This is a genomic window from Streptomyces sp. Y20 (genome assembly GCF_043195475.1).
In the GTDB taxonomy this organism is placed as follows: Bacteria; Actinomycetota; Actinomycetes; order Streptomycetales; family Streptomycetaceae; genus Streptomyces.
Genome location: NZ_JBIDDP010000003.1, coordinates 532,207 through 554,631 on the forward strand (window position 1 = coordinate 532,207; position 22,425 = coordinate 554,631).

Sequence of the window (22,425 nt, forward strand, 5' to 3'; positions counted from 1 at the left end):
TGACGGCGGTCGGTGGGCCCGGCGCGGGAGCGCTACGCCAGCGAACGCTCCAGCACGACCGCGATCCCGTCGTCCTCGTTGGAGGCCGTCACCTCGTCGGCCACCGCTTTGAGTTCCTCATGGGCGTTGGCCATGGCCACGCCCCGGGACGCCCAGGCGAACATCGGGATGTCATTGGGCATGTCGCCGAAGGCGATCGTGTCGGCGGCCTTCAGGCCGAGCCGGCGGGCGGCGAGGGACAGGCCGGTGGCCTTGGACAGCCCGAGCGGGAGCAGTTCCACGATGCCCGCTCCCGCCATGGCCACCGTGACGAAGCCGCCGGCCGCCTGCCGGGCGGCCTCCGCCAGCTCGTCGTCGCTCAGCGTCGGATGCTGTATGTAGATCTTGTTCAGCGGAGCGCTCCAGATGTCGGACGCGTCCGTGAACGGTGTCGCGGGCAGCCTGCCCGTGACCGCGTATCCCGGGCCCACCAGGACCTCGCCGTCCAGGCCGTCCCGGCTGGCCGCCAGGTACAGCGGGCCGACCTCGGCCTCGATCTTGGCCAGGGCCACGCCCGCCAGCTGCCGGTCCAGGGTGACCGAGGTCAGCAGGCGGTGGCTGCCGGCGTCGTACACCTGGGCGCCCTGGCCGCAGACGGCGAGGCCGTCGTAGCCGAGGTCGTCCAGGATGTGCCGGGTCCAGGGCACCGCGCGGCCGGTGACGACGATGTGCGCGGCGCCCGCCGCGGTCGCCGCGGCGAGCGCGTCCCGGGTGCGCCGCGAGATCGACTCGTCGGAGCGCAGCAGCGTGCCGTCGAGGTCGGTGGCGATGAGCCCGTACGGGAAGGTCACCGGGACACCGGCTCCAGGACCTCACGGCCGCCCAGGTAGGGGCGCAGCACCTCGGGGACCCGGACGGAGCCGTCGGCCAGCTGGTGGTTCTCCAGGATCGCCACGATCGTGCGCGGGACGGCGCACAGCGTGCCGTTGAGCGTGGCGAGCGGCTTGACCTGCTTGCCGTCGCGGACCCGGATGGACAGGCGGCGGGACTGGAACTCGGTGCAGTCCGAGGTCGAGGTCAGCTCGCGGTACTTGCCCTGGGTCGGGATCCACGCCTCGCAGTCGTACTTGCGGGCGGCCGAGGAGCCGAGGTCACCGGAGGCGACGTCGATGACGCGGAACGGCAGCTCCAGCGACTCCAGCCACTGCTTCTCCCACGCCAGCAGGCGCTGGTGCTCGGCCTGCGAGTCCTCGGGAGCGACGTACGAGAACATCTCGACCTTGTCGAACTGGTGCACGCGGAAGATGCCCCGGGTGTCCTTGCCGTGCGAGCCGGCTTCGCGGCGGAAGCAGGGCGAGAAGCCCGCGTACCGCAGCGGCAGCTTGTCGGCGTCGATGATCTCGTCCATGTGGTAGGCCGCAAGCGGGACCTCGGAGGTGCCGACCAGGTACAGGTCGTCCTTGTCCAGGTGGTAGACGTCCTGGGCGGCCTGGCCGAGGAAGCCGGTGCCCGCCATGGACTGCGGGCGGACCAGCGCCGGGGTGAGCATCGGCGTGAAACCGGCCGCGGATGCCTGCGCGATCGCCGCGTTCACCAGGGCCAGTTCCAGCAGGGCGCCGACACCGGTGAGGAAGTAGAAGCGGGAGCCGGAGACCTTGGCGCCGCGCTCGACGTCGATCGCGCCGAGCAGCTGGCCCAGCTCCAGGTGGTCCCTGGGCTCGAAGCCCTCGGCACCGAAGTCACGGATCGTGCCGTGCGTCTCCAGCGTGACGAAGTCCTCCTCGCCGCCGACGGGCACGTCGGGGTGGACGAGGTTGCCGAGCCGGAGCAGCAGGTCCTGGGTCTCGGAGTCGGCCGCGTCGCGCTCGGTGTCGGCGGCCCTGACGTCGGCCTTCAGCTGCTCGGCACGCTTGAGCAGCTCGGCCTTCTCGTCGGGGGAGGCCTTGGGGATCAGCTTGCCGAGCTGCTTCTGCTCGGCGCGCAGCTCGTCGAAGCGGACGCCGGAGGACCTGCGCCGCTCGTCGGCAGACAGGAGGGCGTCGACGAGCGCGACGTCCTCTCCACGGGCGCGCTGGGACGCGCGCACACGGTCGGGGTCCTCACGGAGCAGGCGAAGGTCAATCACGGGGCCAAGGCTACCGGTGCGCGGTCGTGGCTCACGAATCACTATTCCGGGGTGTTGTGATTCGCCGCTTACGTTGCGCTATGTGCTAATTGCCGGAACGAGTCAAGGGAAAGTGTCCCACTCCCTGGGACGGGGCACGTGCCGGCCGCCGCGTTGACCGGATTTCCTTGCGGGGGAGGGGATTTGGCGACTCGGTTGTCCACAGAGATCCGCACCCTCCGATAAGTTATCCACAGGCTGTGTGGAAGATCTGTGGATTTCGGAATTGATCACTCCGCAAACCCGGGACGGGCCGAGGAATGCCCGGGTCAAACCCCATCCACACCCGCGTTCGGGTGGAAAATGGCCGCTCCGATAGATGAATCGAAGCAAACGGCTGAACGAAGGGTGGTTCAACGGGGGGTAGCGGCGGCTGGGCGCTCTAGGGCGATTTGTCGACCCACCGGGCCTCCACTGTCGACTTGTCCCCAGGTCGAGAAGGGTGCCTGTGGATAACTCCTGTGGATAACGTTGGTATGCAGGTAGGACCGGCTGGAACGGCTGGTCAGAACCGGCCGTCCTGGCAGCGCGCCACCCAGTCCGCCGCCGCCATGAACTCCTCGTCCGATGTCCCCGGCAGAGTCGCACGGACCGCGTCCGGCGTGATGTCCGCGCGCGGGTAGGAACCCAGGAAGCGCACCTGCAGACAGATGCGCTTCAGGCCCATCAGCGTCTCCGCCATCCGCCGGTCGGCGATATGGCCCTCGGCGTCGATGCAGAAGCAGTAGTTGCCGATGCCGGCGCCGGTCGGCCGGGACTGGAGCAGCATGAGGTTGATGCCGCGCGAGGCGAACTCGCCGAGCAGGTCGCGCAGGGCACCGGGGTGGTCGTCCCGCTGCCACAGCACCACCGAGGTCTTGTCGGCACCGGTCGGCGCGGCGGGCCGGGCCGGGCGGCCGACCAGTACGAACCGCGTCTGGGCGTTCTCCGCGTCATGGATGCCGGTCTCCAGTGCCTCCAGGCCGTACCGGGCGGCGGCGAACTCACCGGCGAACGCGGCGTCGTAGCGGCCCTCCTGGACCAGGCGGGCGGCGTCCGCGTTGGAGGCGGCCGACTCCCAGAGCGCCTCCGGGAGGTGGGCGCGCAGCCAGTTGCGCACCTGCGGCTGGGCCGCGGGGTGGGCGGAGACGGTCTTGATGTCCGCGAGCTTCGTGCCGGGCCGGACCAGCAGCGCGAACGTGATGGACAGCAGCACCTCGCGGTAGATCGTCAGCGGCGCGCCCGCGACCAGCTCGTCCAGTGTGGTGGTGATCCCGCCCTCGACCGAGTTCTCGATCGGCACGAACGCGGCCTCGGCCTCACCGGCCCGCACCGCGTCCAGCGCGGACTGCACCGACACGTACGGGATCAGCTCCCGGGTGGCCGCCTCCGGAAGCGTGCGCAGGGCGACCTCCGTGAAGGTGCCCTGCGGACCGAGATAGGCATAGCTCGCTGGCATGCCCTCACCCTAATGGCCGTGCGGCCGGCCGGCCCCGCCGTCTCATGAGCGCCACTCGACCGAGTGGTTTCGACCCGGACCGTCCCCCGGACGGACGCCGATGCGCGTACGCGGTCGGCCCTCCGGCAGCCGCTGTCCCGTCAGCCCTCCAGCAGCCGTTGCCCCACGTACTCGCCCTCGGCCACGCCCCCCGGCACCGCGAACAGACCGCTCGCCTCGTGACGGATGTACTTCGACAGCGCGTCGCCCCGGTCCAGCTTGCGCTGCACCGGTACGAAGCCGCGCAGCGGATCCGCCTGCCAGCAGATGAAGAGGAGCCCGGCGTCGGACGTGCCGTCCGGGCCGATGCCGTCGTGGTAGGAGAAGGGGCGGCGGAGCATGGCCGCGCCGCCGTTCTTGTCGGGCCGGGTGATCCGGGCGTGCGCGGTGAGCGGGACGACGTACTCGCCGTGGGCGTCGGTCTTCTCCAGGTCCATCGGCGTCGTCTCGTCACCCCCGGACAGCGGTGCCCCGTCGGCCTTACGGCGCCCGATGACATGCTCCTGCGCCGTGAGCGACAGCTCCTCCCAGTCGTCCAGGAGCATGCGGATGCGGCGCACGACGGCGTAGGAGCCGTTCGCCATCCACGCGGGCTCGCCCGGCTCGGGCACGAAGATGCGCTTCTCGAAGTCGGTGTCGGCCGGCTTGGGGTTGCGGGTGCCGTCGAGCTGGCCCATGAGGTTGCGGGCCGTCATGGGGTGGGCGGTGGCGCCCGGGCTGCGGTTGAAACCGTTCATCTGCCAGCGCACCCGCGCGGCGGACCCCGCGTCCTTCTGGATCGCGCGCAGGGCGTGGAAGGCGACCAGGGCGTCGTTCGCGCCGATCTGCACCCACAGGTCGCCGTTGCTGCGCGCCCGGTCGAGATGGTCGGAGGAGAAGTCCGGCAGCGGGTCGAGGGCGCCGGGCCGCTGCTTCTCCAGGCCGGTCCGCGCGAAGAAGCTGTGACCGAAGCCGAAGGTGAGGGTCAGCGAGGAGGGACCCGCGTCCCGGGCCACAGCGGTGTCGCCGTGCGGGGCGGCATCGCCCGCCATCAGCCGTTCCGCGGTCACCGACCAGCGGCGCAGCAGGGCCGCCGCCTCCCTGCGGCCCGCGCCTGCCGCCAGGTCGAAGGCGACGAGATGGCCGCAGGCCTGGAGTCCGTCGGTGATGCCGGGCTGATGTTTCCCGTGAAACATCGCCCGGCCGGAGCCCACCGAGGACAGCGGAGCGGCCTGGGCGGGCGCGGCGGCGTACCCCACGGCACCGCCCGCCGCGCCGAGCGCGAGCCCGGTGGCCCCGGCCGTGCCCAGCAGGGCGCGCCGGGAGACGCCGCGCGCCCCGGACACGGGCCCGGCCACCGGCGTGCCGGGCGTACGGGTCTGCGGGAGGGACTGGTCGGACATGGTGGTTCAGCCGATCTGCGCGTGCTTGGAGACGGTCGTCTGGTCGATGTCGGAGGTGCGGACCGTGACGGCGACGGTCCAGTCACCGGCCATCGGGATCTGCACCCCGCTCGCCGACCAGTGGCCGGAGGTGATGTGGTCGGGCGTCACGGGCAGCGGGCCGATCTTCTTCGCCTGGAGGGTGAAGGAGATCTTCACCTCCGGGACGTCGAAGGCCCGCCCGTTGGGGCGCTGGACGTAGACGTGCATCTCGTTGCCGCCGACGCGCGCGGGGTCGAGGTCGATGCTGACGACGCCCTTGCCGTCGGTGCCGCCGGTGTCGAACGGCATGTCCAGGGTGAGCGCCCCGGACGGGGACGAGGTGGCGGAGCCGGACACGGCCGAGGTGGCTGCCTTGGCCTCCTGCTCGGTGCGACCCGGCTCGGTCTGGGTCAGCGCGGTGGTGACGGCGAGCAGCACCAGGGCGACGCCGGTCTCGGCGAGCACCGAGCGGCGCAGGCCCGAGCGGTGCGGGTCGGCGTCGCGCAGGCGCTTTCGCCGGGCGGCGTCGACGGCCGCGCGCTGCCGGGCGAGCTGGGCGGCACGCCGCGAGTCACCGGGAGCGGCATCCTCGCCGGTCCCGGCACCGGAGTCCGGGACGTCTTCGGCCCCCTTGCCCCCACCCGGCGCCGTGCCGCAGGCCTGGGTGCCGGGGTCGGTGTCGCCACCGCTCACCCTCGCTGCGATGACCGGTTCCCCGGCCTCGGACCTCTCCTTGTCTTCGGTACGGACAGCCGGGTCCCTGAGCTGGGCCGTCCAGCGCCGGGACACCACCGCGACACCGACCAGCAGCGCCACCAGCCCGATCTTCACCAGCAGCAGCTGCCCGTACCGGGTGCCGGTGAACGCCGACCATGAGCCGAGCTGCCGCCAGGACTGGTAGACGCCGGTCGCGACCAGCGCGGCGACGGAACCGGCGGCCACCCGGGAGAACCGCTGCACGGCGGCGGCCCCGACCGGGGTCTCGGCGGGCGCCCGGTACAGGGCGACCAGCAGCGCGGTGAGCCCGCCCAGCCAGGCGGCGACGGCCAGCAGATGGACGACGTCGACCGGCATGGCGATGCCCGGCTGGAGCCCGGTGGAGGCGTGCTCGGCCATCGCCCAGCTGGTCGCCAGTCCGGTCGCGACGACGCCCCCGCCGACCGCGAGCCCGAAGGTCAGGTCGCGCTTCTCCTGCTCCTCCTCGCGCCGGGTGTAGGTGCCGAAGAGGACGGCGACGAACAGCGCGGCGGCGGCGAGCAGGAGCAGCCGGGAGACCAGCGCGGCACCGGTCTTGGTCTGGAGCACCTGGCCGAGCAGACCGAGGTCGAAGACGTCGGCGAGCTTGCCGGAGGTGGTGTACGAGCCGCGCAGGAGCAGCAGCCACAGGGTGGCCGCGGTCAGCGCGACCCAGCCGCCGGCCACCAGTCGTTGCAGGGCCCGTACGCCCGCGCCGCGCCGCCAGCAGGCGAGGACGAAGGCCGCACCGCCGGCGAGCACGAGGAAACCGGCGTAGGACACGTACCGTCCGAACGCGTACAGGGCGCCCACGACCCCGCCGCCCGCGGCGGGTCCGGTGTCCTGCACGACGGTCTGCGAGGGCGCGCCGATGGAGAAGGTGTAGGCGCCGGAGACGGGGTGGCTGTCCGCCGAGACGACCTGGTAGGTGACGGTGTAGGTGCCCTTGCCGAGGCCGCTCCTGAGCCGCACGGCGTACGTCGTTCCGCTGATGTTCGCGGGGCTGCCCGTCTGAACCGGCTTGCCCCTGGGGTCGAGGACGCGCAGGGAGTCGTCGTTCATCGCCACCTTCTCGGAGAAGGTGAGCGACACCTGGGTGGGCGCCTTGTCGGCCACCACCCCCTGCGCGGGGTCGCTGCCGGTCAGTGCCGCGTGCGCGGAGGCCGGTCCGGCGCCCGCCAGCAGCGCGCCGGTGACGGCGAGCAACAGCAGCACCAGGTACCGCAGGCGGGGGGTGATGGTCCGGGTCACGGTGGTCCCTCCCTCAGTGGCCGGTCGACGGGTGGTACGTGGCGGACTCCACCGGCATCTCGACGGTGAGGCGCCCCGACCGGGCGAACGTGAGCTGCACGGTGACCTTCTGGCCCTGCTTCGGCGCGCGTTTCAGCTTCTCGAACATCAGATGGTTGCCGCCGCTCTCGAAGACGAGCCGGCCGTGGGCGGGCACCGCGAAGGACGACTTCTCCGCCATCGCGCCGCCTTCCGTGCTGTGCATGGTGACCTGGCCGGCGACGTCACTGCTGACCGAGGTCAGTTCGTCCCCGGCGCCGCCCCGGTTGGTGATCGTCAGGAAACCGGCGGCCATGTCGGCGGAGACCGGCTGGGGCATGTACGGGGAGCTGACGGACAGCTCGGCCCGGTCCGGCCCGGAACCGGAACCGGACCGGGAGCAGCCCGTGAGCGTCAGGGCGCCGGCGAGCGCGCCGGCGGCCAGGACGGCCGTGCGACGCCTCACGGGTTGGCTCCCCTGACGAGCTTGGGCAGGTCACGGCTGTAGTCGTCGACCGTGGTGTCCTCGCCGTAGAGGACGTAACCGGCGTCCGTCTTCGGGGAGAAGGCGATGACCTGGGTGCCGTGCACCGAGACGAGCTTGCCGTTCTTGTCCTTCGTGGTCGGTTCCACGGAGATGCCGACCGAGCGGGCACCGGCCTTGACGGCGGCGAAGTCGCCGGTGAGGCCGATGAACCGGGAGTCGATGCCCTTGAGCCACTTGCCCAGCTCGGCGGGGGTGTCGCGGCCGGGGTCGGTGGTGACGAACACGACCCGGAGATCGTTCTGCTCCGCCTTGGGCAGCGTCTTCTGGGCGACGGCGATGTTGCTCATCGTCGTGGGGCAGATGTCGGGGCAGTGGGTGTAGCCGAAGTAGAGCAGGGTCGGGTGGCCCTGGGTCTCCTTGCGGAGGTCGTACTTCCTGCCGTGGGTGTCGGTGAGGACCAGGTCCGGCTTCTTGAACGGCGGGTCGAGAACGGTGGCGCCCTTGCCCGCGTCCGACCCGCCCGAGACGACGGCGACCGGCGCGTCGCTGTTGCCGTCGGTGCCGCAGGCGGAGAGGGTCAGGGCGGCGGCGGCGAGCGTCACGGCCGCGGCGAACGTCTTCTTGCGCATAGAAAAAATGTCCCAGATGTGTGAATTCCGGCGCGCACCGGGGTCGTACGAGGGGTCCTCGGCCGGGGCCGGCGGACAGTGCCGTACGACGCCCGGCGCGCGCTGGGGAAAAGGGGTCAGGCGGTGCGGCGGCGGCCCGCGAGGACGCCGTAGGCCACGCCCGCGACGCCGGCGACGATGCCGATCACACCGAGCACGCGCGCGGTGGTGTCACTGCCGCTGCCGGAGTCCCCGGCGGCGGCCGTCTTCGCGCTCTTGCCGTCCGTGTCGTCGGCGGCGGCCGTCGTGCCGGGGTGGTCGTCACCGGAGGCGGCGGTCAGTTCCAGGACGGGCGCCGGGTTCTCCGGCTCGTCCTGGCCCTTCTGCGGCACCTCGATCCAGCGCACGACCTCCTTGTTCGAGTACGTCTGCACCGCCTTGAAGACCAGCTGGTCGGTGTTCTCGGGCAGGGCGCCCAGGGAGAGGGGGAACTTCTGGAAGTAGCCGGGGGCGATGCCCTTGCCGTCGGCGGTCCAGGTCACCTTGGTGACGGCCTCGTCGATCTTCTCGCCGTGCATGGTCAGCGGCTTGGCCAGCTTGGACTTGGTGACGTCGATCTTCCAGCCGGGGATCGGCTGCGGCATCACCGAGGCGATCGGGTGGTCGGCCGGGAGGTTGACCTCGATCTTGGTGGTCGAGGCGTCGTCGCGCTCGTTGGGGACCTTGAAGTCCACGACCGCGTAACCGCCCTTGGCCGCGGTGCCCTCCGGCTGCACGCTGACGTGCGCGAAAGCGGGGGCCGACAGGACGAGGACGGCCGAGCCGGCGACGGCAGCGGCGGCGGCGACACGAGAAGCCTTCATGGAAGGAGGTACTCCACTCTGAGTGAGTCCGGTGGTGAAGAGGAATACGCGCGTGCGGGGCCGGGATGCCGGCCGTACCGCCGGGAAAAGGGGTGCACGCGCGCGTGCCGCGTGTCGGCGGCCCACCGGGGTCCGTGGAGCGGGGGTCGCGTCAGGCGGCGAGGCGGAACGCGGCGGCGGGCGGGCCGCGCCTGATCACCGTGTGCTGGAGTACGGCTGTGTGCGGGGCCGGTGCCTCGTCGCGGTCGGTACGGCGGCCGCGCGGGCCGGGGTCGGCCGCGGGCAGCAGCCCGGCGCACAGGGCGTGCGCCAGCGCCAGCGCCGCGCGCAGGGACCGTACGAGCGCCCCCTCCACGACTCCGTGCGCCGACAGCTCGATCAGCCGCAGCACGGCGAGGTCTCCGCGGCGCAGCAGCCAGCCGGCGATGACGGCCGCGAGCACGTGGCCGAGCAGCATCGGCAGCGAGGGCAGCAGCCCCGTGGTGGCGCCGGTGGCGTCGTGCGCGTGGTGCAGGGCGGGCAGGGCGCCCGTCGGCCGGCCGGCGCGGTCGATGAGGTGCGCGTCGAGCAGCAGCCGGAAAGCGTGCCCCGGGGTCAGGGACGACGGGGTCGAGCCGCACACCAGGCGCGCGGCCTGCTCGACGAGCGCGCTGTCGCTCAGCGTTCCGCCGGCGGAGGACGCCGGCCCGGACGACGCCATCGACGTCATCCCGCCGGTGGCCGCGGCGGCCCCGTGCTGGCCCAGCCCGAACAGCGTGTGCAGCACGGTCTGGCCGAGGGCGAGGAGCGCGGCGATACCCGGCAGCGAACGGGCCCGCCCGGTGAGCGGGGCCACGAGCAGCAGGGAGCCGAGGAAGCCCGCGCCCAGCGTCCACAGCGGCACGCGCGCGCAGGAGGCCAGGGTGTGCCCGGCCGCGGCCAGCGCGACACAGACCGCGGTGAACACCGCGGCCCGCAGTATCCGGAGACCGGCTCCGGGGCGCGCCGTGCGCGGGTGGGGGGCAGTCATGGCGCGGTCATCATCGCACTGCGCCCGCCGGGCGCCCACGGCAGGGCGGTCGCGCCGTCCCCTCATACACCGATTCCTCCCCCGGCGCATCGGCTGTATGGGCGGCGTCACGCCCACGCTGTGCTTACGGGCGCCTACAGGCGGCAATAGGTAACGGTATGTCGAGCCGCGGCCGGGAGGCTGGAGCATGAGCATCTGGTGGTCACTCCATCTGCGGCGTGACGCCGCGAGCGTGCCGCTCGCCCGGCGGCTGCTGATCGGCACCATGGAGACGGCGGGCGTCGACCCGGAGATCTCGTACGACCTGTCCGTCGCCCTGAGCGAGGCCTGCGCGAACGCCGTCGAGCACGGCGGGGACCCCGCGCCCGGCGCCTCGGAGGCGTACCGGGTGACCGCGTACCTCGACGGTGAGAAGTGCCGTATCGAGGTGACCGACTGGGGGTCCGGCACCGTCCGCACCCAGGACATCCGGCCCGCCCGCCCGGACGCCGAGCACGGCCGCGGCCTGTGTCTGATCCGGGAACTCGCCGACCACGTCCACATCGGGCCCAAGCCGGGCCGGGGCGGGACGGTGGTCAGCTTCGACAAGATCCTCAAGTGGACGAAGGACCCCTCCCTGCTCACCGCCTGACGGCCCGGCAGGGCCACCGGGTGCGTACGGCGGCGGCCGGCGCGCGCGAGGTGTGCTGGGGACGCCCGGGTGGTGGACGCGCCCGGTGGCGAACTCGCCCGTCATCGGCGCGCCCCCTTGCCGGCGCATACCCGGCACAGGACGGCCCCGGCACAGGCAGGCCCCGGTGTCGGTGCACCCCCTCGTGGGCGCGCCGTCTCAGCCGCCGGTGCCCAGCACCCTCGCCAGCGCCTCCAGTGCCTCGGGGTACGTCCGCTCCCGGGGGGTGCCGTAGCCGACGACCAGGCCCTGGGGCCGGTCGGGGGCCGGGGTGTGCCAGTGCTCGCCGAGGGTGCCGAGTGCCAGGCCCTCCGTCTCCGCGCGGGCCAGCACCTCGGCCTCGTCTGGGACCTCGATCAGCGCGTGCAGCCCGGCCGCGATCCCGCGTACGCTCCACTGCGCCCCCAGCCGGTGCAGGAGCTGGTCCCGGCGCCGCCGGTAGCGCAGCCGGCACGCCCGCACGTGCCGGTCGTACGCGTGGCTGTCGATCAATTCGGCCAGCGCGAGCTGGCCGATGGTCTCGGTGTGGTGGTCGCTGTGCAGCTTGGCGTCGGTGACCGCGTCGACCAGGTGCGGCGGCAGCACCATCCAGCCCAGCCGCAGCGCCGGGCCGAGGGTCTTGGAGACCGTGCCCAGGTAGGCCACCTGGCCGGGCGCCATCCCCTGCAACGCGCCCACCGGCTGCCGGTCGTAGCGGAACTCGCCGTCGTAGTCGTCCTCGACGACCAGGCCGCCGCGCGCGCGTGCCCAGTCGGTCAGCGCCCGGCGCCGCTCGGGCCGCAGGGTCACCCCGGTCGGATACTGGTGGGCCGGCGTGACCACCACGGCCGCCGCCTCGCCCAGTTCCTCCGGCAGTACCCCGCGCGTGTCGACCGGGGCGGGCAGCACCGTCCCGCCGTTGCGCCGCACCACCTCCCGGTGGAAGGGCAGCCCCGGGTCCTCCATGGCGACCGCGGCGCCGTCCAGCACCCGGGTCAGGAGCGCCAGGCCCTGTACGTACCCGGAGGTGACGACGATCCGCTCCGGTGGTGCGTGTACCCCCCGTACCCGCCCCAGGTAGCCGGAGAGCGCGGTGCGCAGCTCGATCCGGCCGCGCGGGTCGCCGTAGTCGTACGCCAGTGAGGGTGCCGTCGCGATGGCGCGGCGCAGCGCGCGCAGCCAGGCCGCGGCCGGGAAGGCGCTGACGTCGGGGCTTCCGGGGCGCAGGTCGAAACGCGGGGCACGCGCGCGTGCGGACGGCTCCGGCCGCGGCACCCGGACGGCCGGCAGCTCGGCGACCCGGGTGCCCGAGCCCTGCCGGGCCGTCAGGTAGCCCTCGGCGACGAGCTGGTCGTAGGCGGCCTTGGCGGTGCCGCGCGAGATGCCGAGTTCCGCCGCGAGGCGCCGGGTGGCCGGCAACCGGGCGCCGGGGGTGAGCCGCCCGTCCCGCACGGCGTTCCGCAGGGCCCGCTCCAGCCCGGCCCGGCGCCCGTCCGCCGCGTCGGGTTCGAGGTGCAGGTCCACGCCCACACCGGACCGGAGACCGTCCACGCACACCCTCCCCCCGGGCGCGTCAGACCTTCGCGCGCCCGCCCCGTGCCGATGGCCGGGCACCGCCGTGGTGCCCGGCCATCATCATCCTGTTCGTACCGTTCGTACCGCTCAGCCCTTCAGGGCGGCCATCCACGCCTCGACCTCGTCGGACCGCCGCGGGAGCCCGGCGGACAGGTTCCGGTTGCCGTCCTCCGTGACGAGGATGTCGTCCTCGATGCGGACGCCGATGCCCCGGTACTCCTGCGGCACCGTCAGGTCGTCGGCCTGGAAGTACAGGCCCGGCTCGACGGTGAGCACCATGCCCGGCTCCAGCGTGCCGTCGACGTACGTCTCCACGCGCGCGGCGGCGCAGTCGTGCACGTCCAGGCCCAGCATGTGTCCGGTGCCGTGCAGCGTCCAGCGGCGCTGGAGGCCCAGCTCCAGGACGCGCTCGACCGGGCCCTCGGCCAGTCCCCACTCGACGAGCTTCTCGGCGAGGACACGCTGGGCGGCGTCGTGGAAGTCGCGGTACTTGGCGCCCGGCCGTACGGCCGCGATGCCGGCCTCCTGGGCCTCGTACACGGCGTCGTAGATCTTCTTCTGGATCTCGCTGTACGTGCCGCTGACGGGCAGCGTGCGCGTGACGTCGGCGGTGTACAGCGTGTGCGTCTCCACGCCCGCGTCGAGCAGGAGCAGGTCGCCGGAGCGGACCGGGCCGTCGTTGCGGACCCAGTGCAGGGTGCAGGCGTGTGGGCCGGCGGCGGCGATCGTGCCGTAGCCGACGTCGTTGCCCTCCACCCGCGCACGGAGGAAGAACGTTCCTTCGATGTAGCGCTCGCTCGTCGCCTCCGCCTTGTCGAGGACCTTCACGACGTCCTCGAAACCGCGGACCGTCGAGTCGACGGCCTTCTGGAGCTCGCCGACCTCGAACTCGTCCTTGACCAGCCGGGCCTCGGAGAGGAAGACGCGCAGTTCCTCGTCGCGCTCGGCGGTGACCTTGTCGGTCAGGGCCGCCTCGATGCCCGTGTCGTGACCGCGGACGACGCGGACCGGCCCGGTGGCCTCGCGCAGCTGCTCGGCCAGCTCGCGCACGTCGGCGGCCGGGATGCCGTAGAGCGCCTCGGACTCGGTGAGGGAGTGGCGGCGGCCGACCCACAGCTCGCCCTGGCCGGAGAGCCAGAACTCGCCGTTCTCGCGGTCGGAGCGCGGCAGGAGGTAGATCGTCTCCTGGTGGCCGTCCGCGGTGGGCTCCAGGACGAGGACGCCGTCCTCGGTCTGGTCGCCGGTGAGGTAGGTGTATTCGACGGAGGCGCGGAAGGCGTACTCCGTGTCGTTCGAGCGGGTCTTCAGGTTGCCCGCCGGGATCACCAGGCGCTCGCCCGGGAAGCGGGCGGAGAGCGCGGCACGGCGGCGGGCGGTGTGCCCGGCCTGCTCGACCGGCTCCAGGTCACGCAGCTCCGTGTCGGCCCAGCCGGACTTCATGTTCTCGGCCAGCTCGTCGGAGACGCCCGGGTACAGGCCGTTCTTCCGCTGCTTGATGGGCTCGTCGGACTCGGTCTCGGGGCCCTCCGCGGTAGCGGAGTCGGGCACAGCCGGGTTGAGCTCGTCGGACACGTGATCCTCCTCGATACGCCATGTGATCTCCCCCGGGGCCCGCGACGCTCCTGCTTGTGGCCGAGCGGGGACCTCCATCATCGTACGGTCGTAGCGCGGGGGGACCGGGGCCGGATGACCTGTTATGCCCGGTCATGCCGGTCCCGGGCTCGGGGCTCAGTCGAAGCGGGCCGCCAGCAGGACCACGTCCTCGTCGCTGTCCGCCGCGTCCAGTCCGTCCGGCAGGACCGTGTGCAGGACGTGGTCGGCGACGGCTCCCGGATCATGGCGCACCGCGCGCGGGACGCCCGCGGCGGCCGCGTGCAGCCGGGCGAAGGCGCGGTCCATCGGGTCGCCGGTACGGTGCAGCAGGCCGTCGGTGTAGAGCAGGACCGTCTCCCCGGCCTGTGCCTCGATCTCCACGCTGGGCGCCTCCCAGCAGGCGAGCATGCCGAGCGGGGCGGAGACGGAGGTCTCGGCGAACTCGGTGCGCCGCTCCCCGATGAGCAGCGGCGGGCTGTGTCCGGCGCCGGCCAGGGTGACCTTCCGCAGGGCGGGCTCGCAGAAGGCGAACAGGGCGGTGGCCGAGCGTGCGGGCTCGGTCAGCCGCAGCAGCAGCTCCAGATCGGACAGGACGGCCACCGGGTCCTCGCCCTCCATCACGGCGTACGCCCGGAGGGACGCGCGCAGCCGGCCCATGGCGGCCACCGCGCTGGGCCCGGAGCCGGTGACCGAGCCGACGGACAGGCCGAGCGCGGCGTCCGGCAGCGGCAGGGCGTCGTACCAGTCGCCACCGCCGCGCGGGCCGGTGAGGTGCCGGGCGGCGAGCTGCACACCGGCCACCCGGGGCAGCCGGGCGGGCAGCAGCTCCTCGGTGATGGTCGCCATGCACGCGCGCGTGCGCTCCACCTCCAGCAGCCGGGCGAGGTGCTCGGTGGCGTGCCGGACGTACAGGCCGGCGAGGTGGCGCTGCCGTTCGTGCGGTTCGGCCGGTTCGTCGTAGAACCAGACGGCGGCACCGAGGCGGCCGGCGGATGCGGTGGCGAGGGGCACGGCGTAGCTGGCCGCGTAGCCGAGGCGGGCGGCCACCTCGCGGTGGCGCGGGTCGAGGCCGTCCTCGGCGAGCAGATCGGGGTGGACGATCTCGGCGCCGCCGCCCGTGTCGTACGGCAGGGCACCGTGCGGGACGGTCTCGATGAGGCCGAGGTCGGCGCGGCCGAGACCGAGGCCGAGGGTGGTGCGGGGGCCGTGGCCGTCGCCGGGTTCCAGGACGACCAGGCCGCGACGGGCGCCGACGAGGGACGCACCGGCACCGAGCACTTCGTGCAGGGCGGGGTCCAGGGCGTTGGTGCGCGTCAGGCGCTCGGTCAGTTCGTGCAGGGTCGTGAGGTCCGAGACCCAGCCGGCCAGCCGGTCCTGGAGGACGGCGCCGGGCGCGGGCGGGTGGGGAGCGGGGACGGAGGCGGGGACGGAGGCGGGAGAGGTGGGCGCGACAGTGTGGGCGGGCGTGGGAACCGTCGGATCGATTCCGGCCACTTTCGGAGGGTGCGGGGCGTTCATGGTGTCCGGCTTTCAGACCGGTGCGTATGGCTCAGAAGCATCGCAAACCCCCATGTCATTCTGCGCCGCTGGCAGTGTCTCCACATGTACACGCACTCGTGAGGGGATGTCCAGCATTGTCCTGCGAGGATTCCTGGTGTCCATGGGGCGGACGAGGTTTTCTCGAACTCCTTGCCTTACCGGCAAGTTGGCTCAAAACTGTCTTAGGTATCGGTTCATTGCGGTCGACTGGCCTTGCTCCACGGAGCGTCACAGCGGTCGTGTTGGGTACGTACTCGGAGAAGGCCAGGGGTGGTTGGGGACCGCCCGGAACCTGGCGACGGACCCGGGCGTCATAGCCACCGACGGCCGAGCCCCATCCTCCCGTGGCGGAGGCGGAAGAACCACGCGCGACGGCGAAACGCCAGACTTCGCCACCCCCGTGCCGCAGCCGTGCATGTGATAGACGCACCATGGACGCGGCCCACGCTCGACCCCCCGGGGGTTCCCCCTGCCGTGCGCAAGGGTGTGATGCGCCAACAGGTACGCACAGTGAAGCGATCGACACATGGTGTGATGTGGACCACGGTGTTGCCAGCGGTGCAACGGAAAGGAACGAGCGCTGATGCGCGAGATCCTCGGAAGGCGACGCAGGCTCCTGTCCAGGCGGAACGACGGGCGGCCTGAGCTGATCAGCGCGGCCCTGACCTTCGCGGCGCAATGGCAGTGGCCCGTACTCCCGGGCGTGGCTCCGGACCCGCAGGGACGGGCCCGCTGCGCCTGCCCGGACCCGGAATGCACGGTGCCCGGCGCGCACCCCTTCGACCCCGGCCTGCTCGCGGCCACCACCGACGCGCGCCTGGTGCGCTGGTGGTGGACCAACCGGCCGGCCGCGCCGGTCATCATGGCCACCGGCGGCAAGGCGCCCTGCGCGGTCAGCCTGCCGGCGCTCGCGGCCTCCCGCGCGCTCGCCCTGCTCGACCGGCGCGGCATGCGGCTGGGCCCGGTGATCGCCGCGCCGACCCGGTGGGCGCTGCTGGTCAAGCCGTACTCCATGGAGCAGCTCGGCGAGCTGCTCTACGCGAAGGACTTCGTCCCCGGCTCCCTGCGCTTCCACGGCGAGGGCGGCTATGTCGCCCTGCCTCCCTCCGAGACCGGCCAGGGCGCCGTCCGCTGGGAGCGTGCCCCGCTGCCCGGCTCGGCCTCGCCGTGGGTGCCCGACGTGGAGGCCGTGGTGGACGCCGTGGTCGACGCCCTCACTCGTACGGGTGTGAGCGCACCCGAGTTGTAGGGGATGTCGGGCGCGGACGCGGCGGACGGGCCCCCTCCGCTCGTACTGTTCGGCTCATGCCGCGTCATTCCCGGGGACACAGCGCCCTCCAGCCGTTCCGCGGCGGGCCGGACGGCCGAAGACTCCGTCTGCTCGCCCTGTTGGGCGTCGTGGCGGCCGTCGCCGCGCTGCCGCTGGCCGTGGCGTCCGCGGGACAGGGGGCCGGCACCGGCCGGGCCGCCGTGCCGACCGCCCCCCGTGGCGACGCCAAGGCCCGCACGGCCCACTCCGGCCGCTCCCCGTTCCTGCTCGGCCTGGGCCTCGCCACCGCCGCCCGCTGCGGCCCCGGACTCACCTCTCCCGGTGGTATCGAGGCGCAGACCTGTGTGATGACGCAGGGCGCGGACACCTGGGCGCGCACCTACTACCGCAACGCCACCGGCGAGTCGCTGGACTCCGTGCTGAGCCTGATGGGGCCGGGCGGCCGGACGGTGCAGATGCGCTGTGTCACGGATACCGGCGACGAGCCCGCCACCTGTGAGACGCCCCGCGAACACAGCCGGGGCCGGCCGGACGCCTACTCGGCCGTCACCGAGTTCGCCGCGCACGGCACCGACGGGGCGCTGCTGCTGCGCTCGGGCAGCAACTCGTAGCGCTCACCGGGGAGTTGACATCCACAGAGGTGCTGTACAGCGGCTGTGGACATGGAAAGGCCCGGTTGCTGGCGACGGGGGATGCACCAGCAACCGGGCTACTGGAACCGTAACAAGAGATCGGCGGTTCGCAAATTCCGTCTGGGCTATTCGGACACCGATTTCCCTGTCACGACGGGGAGTTGTGACAGGAGTCACCTGCTGTGCGGTCCGGCGCCGCGGGGGGCCGCCCCGGCCCCCGCGGCGGCCCCCCCCCCCCCGCCGCGCCCGCGCGTGGCGCGTCAGCTGAGCGTGACCTGCCGGTTGGTGAGTCCGCCGCGCGCCCGGCGCTCGTCCGCCGTGAGCGGCTCCGTGACGGCGAGCGCGGCGGCCAGTCGCTCGGCGAACTCGGCGGCCGGCTTCTCCACGTCCTCCGCCCCGACCTCGCTCGGCAAGTCCCAGACCGGCACGGTGAGGCCGTGAGCACGGAAGGAGCCCACGAGCCGGGTGCCGTCACCGAGACTGGAGCGCCCCGCCGCGTGCAGTCGCGCGAGAGCGTCCAGAAGCTGCTCCTCCGGGTACGGCATGACCCAGCGCAGGTGGTTCTTCTCCGGCGTCCGGCACCAGTACGCGGCGTCCACCCCGGCCAGCTTCACCGTCGGGATGGCGGCGGCGTTGGCCCGCTCGAGTGAGGCGGTCACCTCGGGCGTGGCGTTCTCCGCGTCCGGCACCCAGAACTCGAAGCCGCTGTGCACGACCGGCTCGAAAGCGCCCTCCGGGTCGAGCAGGTCCTGGAGCCGGGGGCCCTCGGCGGGGGCACGGCGGCCCTGCACCGGGCTGCCGGGCTCGGCCTCCAGCGCGCGCAGCAGCGTGTCCGCGAGGTCGCGGCTGATGTCGCCGGACGCCGTGTCGTTCTGGAGGCCGATCAGGATCGAGCCGTCGTCGCGGCGCAGCGCGGGCCACGCCATCGGCAGCACGGTGGCCAGCGTGACCGACGGGACGCCCGCGGGCAGGCCGTCCTTGAGGGTCAGCTCCGCCGTCGCCGCCGGGACCAGCTCGCGCAGGGCGACCCAGTCGCACTCGCCCGGCAGTCCCTCGAAGGGGCGGTGCACCAGCTCGGTCGCGGCATGCGCGGCGGCCCGGCCGTGACAGGCCTTGTAGCGCCGGCCACTGCCGCAGGGGCAGGGTTCGCGGGCGCCGACGACCGGGATCTCCCCGTCGGTCAGCTGCGGCTTGGCCTTCGTCTGGGGTCGCTTCTTGGCCATGGTGGGGTCTCCCGGTTACGGCGCTTCTCGTACGTCCGGAGCCTAGCCGTTCGGACCGGGAGCGACGGGAACCTGTGGACAACGTGCGCGCGCTCGACACCGGAGGTGTGAACCTGTGGACGACGGCCCCCGGCGGGCCGGAACCGGAGCCGGCCCCGGCCGCCGGGCTCAGTCGAGGTCCTCGAAGGCGTCCGCGAGGCCCAGGGCGGGCAGGTCCGGGAGCGCCAGGTCCGGGAGGGTGAGGTCCGGCAGGGTGCCGTCGGCGGACGCCAGGTGCGGCAGGGTGCCGTCGGTGCACGGAAGGCCCGGCAAGGTCAGGTCCGGCATGGTCAGGTCCGGCGAGGTCAGGTCCGGGAGGGGCGCATCCGCCGCCGCGAGGTCCGGAAGGGTCATGTCCGTGGACGCCAGGTCCGCCAGTGTCAGTTCCGGCAGTGCACCGGGCGTGCCGGGTGCGGCCGGTGTGACGCGCGTAGCGAGCGTGCCGTGACGGCACCCGGCATCGGGATTGCGAACGTCCTCATGGACCAGCACCCAGACCGTCACCTCACCGTGGACGTCGTCCCGGACGCCCCAGTCGTCGGCGAGGGCCGTGATGATGTTCAGCCCGCGACCGCCGCGCGCGGTCACCGACGGGGTGGCCGGCGCCGGGCGGGTCGGGCCGCCGCCGTCCGTGACCTCCACGATGAGCCGCCCGCGTGCGTCCACGCGCCAGGCGGCGCGGACGTCCCCGTCCCCGGCCGGCGCGTCGCCCAAGGGCCGGCCGTGTTTGCAGGCGTTGCTCAAGAGTTCGGAAAGGATCAGTACGGCGTCGTCCACGACCGATTCCGCGACCCCACCGCCGCGCAGCTGCGTACGCATCCGGCGCCGCGCCTTCCCCACGCCCGCAGGACCATGGGGTACGGCCATGCTCGACGACGTGGGCACCTCCTGTGCCACCACCAACGCCACCCCCGAGACCTCCTTCGCCCCACGCCACGGTGTGGATGCCCCATCGGTCTGTGCCGGAAACCGGCCGGTCCCCTTCCGATGACGCACTCGGGGCAAGACCGTACGCAGCGAACGCGCCGGAGCACTTTCCGTGACGTAAGCCGTCGGATTTCAGCGAAATAGCAGGATTTCGGGCTTTCGGAAAGCGGCCGGAATCCCGGGACTCCGAGTCTCGGATCCCGAGATTTCCGCATTACGGGGGTCAGCGCCCCAGTTGCCGCAGCACCGCGCGCGGGCGGTTGGTGATGATGGCGTCGACGCCCAGTCCGGCACAGAGGTCGACGTCGGCGGGTTCGTTCACGGTCCACACGTGGATCTGGTGGCCGGCCCGCTTCAGCCGCTCCACGTACGCGGGGTGGCTGCGCACGAACCGGATCGAGGGGCCCGCGATGCGCACGCCCGCGGGCAGCCGCCCGTCGCGCAGCCGGGGTGAGACGAACTGCATCAGGTAGACCGTCGGCAGCGTCGGCGACGCGGCACGCACGCGGTGCAGCGAGCGCGCCGAGAAGCTCATGACCCGCACCTGCGAACCGGCGGCCGGGTCCGGCGCGTCCAGGCCGAACCGCTTCAGCAGGGTCAGCAGCCGCTCCTCCACCTGGCCGGCCCAGCGCGTGGGGTGTTTGGTCTCGATGGCCAGCTCCACCCGCCGCCCGGCGTCCGCGACCAGTTCCAGGAGCCGCTCCAGGGTGAGCACGGACGTCTCCTCGCGGTCCTCCGGGCGGTGCTCCCAGTCGGGCTCCTCGTCCCGCCCGTGCCAGGCCTCGCGCGTCTTCCAGGACCCGAAGTCGAGGGCCGCCAGATCGGCCAGCTCCAGCGCGGACACCGCGCCGCGGCCGTTGGAGGTACGGTTCACCCGCCGGTCGTGGACGCAGACCAGATGGCCGTCCGCGGTGAGCCGTACATCGCATTCCAGGGCGTCCGCGCCGTCCTCGATCGCCTTACGGTAGGCGGCCAGGGTGTGCTCGGGGGCGTCCTCGGAGGCGCCTCGGTGGGCGACGACCTGGATGGAGTGCTGTGGTGCGTGGGTCACCGCGTCATGGTGCCACCGTCATCGGGTGCGCGGGCGGCGCCCGCACGGCCGGTCGGCGAACGAGAGTGGTCGCCCTGTTCCTTTGTATAACCTTTGCGTCAAATATCCTATATAAAGAAGAGTCTGGGACCCACAGCCACCGCTTATGGTGCTCTGACGGCCCGTGGGAAAAGCTGACTACCGACCGAGTGCGACCGACGACACAGGCGTGGATCGAGGAGAAGAGCTGTGAGCACCGAGAACGAGGGCAACGCGGTACCCCCGGCCCCGTCCGCACCTCCCGTGCCGGTGGCCCCTCACGACGCCTCCCCGCAGGGCCCCGTGCCCGGGGGGAACGCGCCGACGGCGCCGCTCCCGCCCGTGCCCCACGAGGCCCCCGCGGCCTTCGGGGCGCCCGAGGCCCCCGCGGCGTTCGCGGCGTCCGGGCACGGTCCTGCGCACCAGTCCGGCCAGGCGCACCAGTCCGGCCCGGCCGCCGGCGGCGCCTGGCCGCCCCCGCCGCCGGGCACCCCGTCCTACGGTGACGGCGGCTCCGGCGGCCCCGGCGCCGGCTGGGGAGCCGCGTACCAGCAGCCCGCCCCCAAGCCGCGCAGCGGACGCGGCGGCCTCGTGGCGGCGGTCCTGGTGGCCGCGCTGGTCGCGGGCGGTCTGGGCGGCGGCCTCGGCTACACCCTGGCCAGGGACCACGACGACCACGGCTCCACCACGGTCTCGGCCTCCGACAACGGCGCCGCCCAGGTCAAGCGCGCGCCCGGCACGATCGCCAACGTCGCCGGCAAGGCGCTGCCCAGCACGGTCACCATCGAGGCCGAGAGCAGCAACGGCGAGGGCGGCACGGGCACCGGATTCGTCTTCGACACCCAGGGCCACATCGTCACCAACAACCACGTGGTCGCGGACGCGGTGGACGGTGGCAAGCTCACGGCCACCTTCCCGGACGGCAAGAAGTACAACGCCGAGATCGTCGGCCACGCGCAGGGCTACGACGTCGCCGTCATCAAGCTGAAGAACGCCCCCTCGGACCTGAAGCCCCTCGCCCTCGGCGACTCCGACAAGGTGGCCGTCGGCGACGAGACCATCGCCATCGGCGCCCCCTTCGGCCTGTCCAACACGGTGACGACCGGCATCATCAGCGCCAAGGACCGTCCGGTGGCCTCCAGCGACGGCAGCTCCACCAGCAAGGCCTCGTACATGAGCGCCCTCCAGACGGACGCGTCCATCAACCCCGGCAACTCCGGCGGCCCGCTGCTGAACTCCTCGGGCGCGGTCATCGGCATCAACTCGGCGATCCAGTCCAGCAGCAGCGGCGGGTTCGGCGGTTCGGGCCAGTCCGGTTCCATCGGCCTGGGCTTCGCCATCCCGATCAACCAGGCCAAGTACGTCGCCCAGCAGCTGATCAAGACCGGCAAGCCCGTGTACGCCAAGATCGGTGCCTCCGTCTCCCTGGAGGACACCAGCGACGGCGCGAAGATCACCGACCAGGGCACGGGCGGCTCCGCCGCGGTCGAGTCCGGCGGCCCCGCGGACAAGGCCGGCCTCAAGCCCGGCGACCTCATCAGCAAGCTCGACGACCATGTGATCGACAGCGGCCCCACCCTGATCGGCGAGATCTGGACCCACAAGCCCGGCGACAAGGTGACGGTCACCTACAAGCGGGGCGGCCAGGAACACACGGCCGACCTCACCCTGGGAGCCCGAGTGGGCGACAGCTGACGCACCCGGCCCCGATCCCGGTAGGCTGTACCCGCTCCGCACCAGGTGGGCCGGGGCGCAGGTGGGTTCCCCGAGCGGCCTAAGGGAACGGTCTTGAATAACGCGCGAGCGTGACCCCGTTTCCGTGGGAACGGAGCCAGGTGGCACCGCAGGTCATGGACGCCGAGACGCGGCAATGAGCGAGGCGGTCTGCCGGAAGCGTGGCTTCCGGCAGACCGCC

General features: G+C 72.8%; 18 protein-coding genes and 1 pseudogene. 4 read left to right on the plus strand and 15 right to left on the minus strand.

All coding sequences use genetic code 11. The annotated features are described in order from the left end of the window. Positions 1 to 32: 32 nt before the first annotated feature. From ACGFT1_RS10735 to ACGFT1_RS10775, 9 genes are all read right to left on the minus strand, one after another. Positions 33 to 830 carry an HAD family hydrolase gene (locus ACGFT1_RS10735; RefSeq protein ID WP_373908643.1) on the minus strand — a complete coding sequence of 266 codons (798 nt, stop codon included), beginning with the start codon at positions 828 to 830 and terminating at the stop codon, positions 33 to 35. Beyond that, entirely contained in the window at positions 827 to 2,104 is a 1,278-nt protein-coding gene (gene serS / locus ACGFT1_RS10740) for a serine--tRNA ligase (RefSeq protein ID WP_373908644.1), read from the minus strand. Before serS ends, ACGFT1_RS10735 begins: the two co-directional genes overlap by 4 nt. A 544-nt stretch (positions 2,105 to 2,648) precedes the next feature. Further along, positions 2,649 to 3,581: a prephenate dehydratase gene (pheA, locus tag ACGFT1_RS10745; RefSeq protein ID WP_373908645.1), complete on the minus strand. Its 933-nt coding sequence runs from the start codon at positions 3,579 to 3,581 to the stop codon at positions 2,649 to 2,651. A 140-nt stretch (positions 3,582 to 3,721) separates the two neighbouring features. After that, positions 3,722 to 5,002, minus strand: a complete 1,281-nt coding sequence (efeB, locus tag ACGFT1_RS10750) for an iron uptake transporter deferrochelatase/peroxidase subunit (protein ID WP_373908646.1) — start codon at positions 5,000 to 5,002, stop codon at positions 3,722 to 3,724. A 6-nt stretch (positions 5,003 to 5,008) separates the two neighbouring features. Continuing rightward, the gene (locus tag ACGFT1_RS10755; protein ID WP_373908647.1) at positions 5,009 to 7,009 is read right to left on the minus strand and encodes a copper resistance protein CopC; all 2,001 of its coding nucleotides are present in this window, start codon (positions 7,007 to 7,009) and stop codon (positions 5,009 to 5,011) included. Positions 7,010 to 7,022: 13 nt separating this feature from the next. Further along, positions 7,023 to 7,493, minus strand: a complete 471-nt coding sequence (locus ACGFT1_RS10760) for a copper chaperone PCu(A)C (RefSeq protein WP_373908648.1) — start codon at positions 7,491 to 7,493, stop codon at positions 7,023 to 7,025. Further along, on the minus strand, positions 7,490 to 8,143 hold the full coding sequence (locus ACGFT1_RS10765; RefSeq protein WP_373908649.1) for an SCO family protein: 654 nt from the start codon (positions 8,141 to 8,143) through the stop codon (positions 7,490 to 7,492). Before ACGFT1_RS10765 ends, ACGFT1_RS10760 begins: the two co-directional genes overlap by 4 nt. Positions 8,144 to 8,259: 116 nt before the next feature. Further along, complete coding sequence (locus ACGFT1_RS10770; protein ID WP_373908650.1) at positions 8,260 to 8,985, minus strand: YcnI family protein; 726 nt, start codon at positions 8,983 to 8,985, stop codon at positions 8,260 to 8,262. A gap of 151 nt (positions 8,986 to 9,136) precedes the next feature. Continuing rightward, positions 9,137 to 9,994: a hypothetical protein gene (locus tag ACGFT1_RS10775; protein WP_373908651.1), complete on the minus strand. Its 858-nt coding sequence runs from the start codon at positions 9,992 to 9,994 to the stop codon at positions 9,137 to 9,139. Positions 9,995 to 10,181: 187 nt separating this feature from the next. Here ACGFT1_RS10775 and ACGFT1_RS10780 point away from each other — a divergent pair, with 187 nt between their 5' ends. Then, the gene (locus ACGFT1_RS10780; protein WP_373908652.1) at positions 10,182 to 10,625 is read left to right on the plus strand and encodes an ATP-binding protein; all 444 of its coding nucleotides are present in this window, start codon (positions 10,182 to 10,184) and stop codon (positions 10,623 to 10,625) included. A gap of 198 nt (positions 10,626 to 10,823) precedes the next feature. Here the strand turns inward: ACGFT1_RS10780 and ACGFT1_RS10785 are convergent, their stop codons facing one another. From ACGFT1_RS10785 to ACGFT1_RS10795, 3 genes are all read right to left on the minus strand, one after another. After that, entirely contained in the window at positions 10,824 to 12,194 is a 1,371-nt protein-coding gene (locus tag ACGFT1_RS10785; RefSeq protein ID WP_373908653.1) for a PLP-dependent aminotransferase family protein, read from the minus strand. Between the two features lie 111 nt (positions 12,195 to 12,305). After that, a complete protein-coding gene (locus ACGFT1_RS10790) occupies positions 12,306 to 13,790 on the minus strand; it encodes an aminopeptidase P family protein (RefSeq protein WP_373908654.1) in 1,485 nt (494 codons plus the stop codon). A gap of 156 nt (positions 13,791 to 13,946) precedes the next feature. Next, positions 13,947 to 15,329 (minus strand): PP2C family protein-serine/threonine phosphatase, encoded by a 1,383-nt coding sequence (locus tag ACGFT1_RS10795; RefSeq protein ID WP_373908655.1) that lies wholly within the window; start codon positions 15,327 to 15,329, stop codon positions 13,947 to 13,949. Positions 15,330 to 15,933: 604 nt separating this feature from the next. Here ACGFT1_RS10795 and ACGFT1_RS10800 point away from each other — a divergent pair. Next, positions 15,934 to 16,599, plus strand: a complete 666-nt coding sequence (locus ACGFT1_RS10800) for a bifunctional DNA primase/polymerase (protein WP_373908656.1) — start codon at positions 15,934 to 15,936, stop codon at positions 16,597 to 16,599. A 56-nt stretch (positions 16,600 to 16,655) separates the two neighbouring features. Then, a complete protein-coding gene (locus ACGFT1_RS10805) occupies positions 16,656 to 17,231 on the plus strand; it encodes a hypothetical protein (RefSeq protein WP_373908657.1) in 576 nt (191 codons plus the stop codon). 281 nt (positions 17,232 to 17,512) lie between these two features. Here ACGFT1_RS10805 and ACGFT1_RS10810 read toward each other — a convergent pair whose 3' ends face one another. The 3 genes and pseudogenes from ACGFT1_RS10810 to ACGFT1_RS10820 all read right to left on the minus strand — a co-directional run bounded on the left by ACGFT1_RS10810 (position 17,513) and on the right by ACGFT1_RS10820 (position 20,492). Then, entirely contained in the window at positions 17,513 to 18,475 is a 963-nt protein-coding gene (locus ACGFT1_RS10810) for a DUF5926 family protein (RefSeq protein ID WP_373908658.1), read from the minus strand. A 435-nt stretch (positions 18,476 to 18,910) separates the two neighbouring features. Then, positions 18,911 to 19,510 (minus strand): annotated as a pseudogene (locus ACGFT1_RS10815) (ATP-binding protein); the annotation flags it as partial. Positions 19,511 to 19,664: 154 nt separating this feature from the next. Continuing rightward, positions 19,665 to 20,492: a glycerophosphodiester phosphodiesterase gene (locus ACGFT1_RS10820; protein ID WP_373908659.1), complete on the minus strand. Its 828-nt coding sequence runs from the start codon at positions 20,490 to 20,492 to the stop codon at positions 19,665 to 19,667. 228 nt (positions 20,493 to 20,720) lie between these two features. Between ACGFT1_RS10820 and ACGFT1_RS10825 the strand changes: the two genes are divergently transcribed. Then, the gene (locus ACGFT1_RS10825; RefSeq protein ID WP_373908660.1) at positions 20,721 to 22,205 is read left to right on the plus strand and encodes a S1C family serine protease; all 1,485 of its coding nucleotides are present in this window, start codon (positions 20,721 to 20,723) and stop codon (positions 22,203 to 22,205) included. The last annotated feature ends 220 nt before the right edge of the window (positions 22,206 to 22,425 follow it).

Bases quoted from the DNA above. Each gene is read 5' to 3' on its own strand.
- ACGFT1_RS10800 (WP_373908656.1), top strand. From the start codon at position 15,934: ATGCGCGAGATCCTCGGAAGGCGACGCAGGCTCCTGTCCAGGCGGAAC.
- efeB (WP_373908646.1), bottom strand. From the start codon at position 5,002: ATGTCCGACCAGTCCCTCCCGCAGACCCGTACGCCCGGCACGCCGGTG.
- pheA (WP_373908645.1), bottom strand. From the start codon at position 3,581: ATGCCAGCGAGCTATGCCTATCTCGGTCCGCAGGGCACCTTCACGGAG.
- ACGFT1_RS10775 (WP_373908651.1), bottom strand. From the start codon at position 9,994: ATGACTGCCCCCCACCCGCGCACGGCGCGCCCCGGAGCCGGTCTCCGG.
- ACGFT1_RS10780 (WP_373908652.1), top strand. From the start codon at position 10,182: ATGAGCATCTGGTGGTCACTCCATCTGCGGCGTGACGCCGCGAGCGTG.
- ACGFT1_RS10810 (WP_373908658.1), bottom strand. From the start codon at position 18,475: ATGGCCAAGAAGCGACCCCAGACGAAGGCCAAGCCGCAGCTGACCGAC.
- ACGFT1_RS10805 (WP_373908657.1), top strand. From the start codon at position 16,656: ATGCCGCGTCATTCCCGGGGACACAGCGCCCTCCAGCCGTTCCGCGGC.
- ACGFT1_RS10765 (WP_373908649.1), bottom strand. From the start codon at position 8,143: ATGCGCAAGAAGACGTTCGCCGCGGCCGTGACGCTCGCCGCCGCCGCC.
- ACGFT1_RS10795 (WP_373908655.1), bottom strand. From the start codon at position 15,329: ATGAACGCCCCGCACCCTCCGAAAGTGGCCGGAATCGATCCGACGGTT.
- ACGFT1_RS10770 (WP_373908650.1), bottom strand. From the start codon at position 8,985: ATGAAGGCTTCTCGTGTCGCCGCCGCCGCTGCCGTCGCCGGCTCGGCC.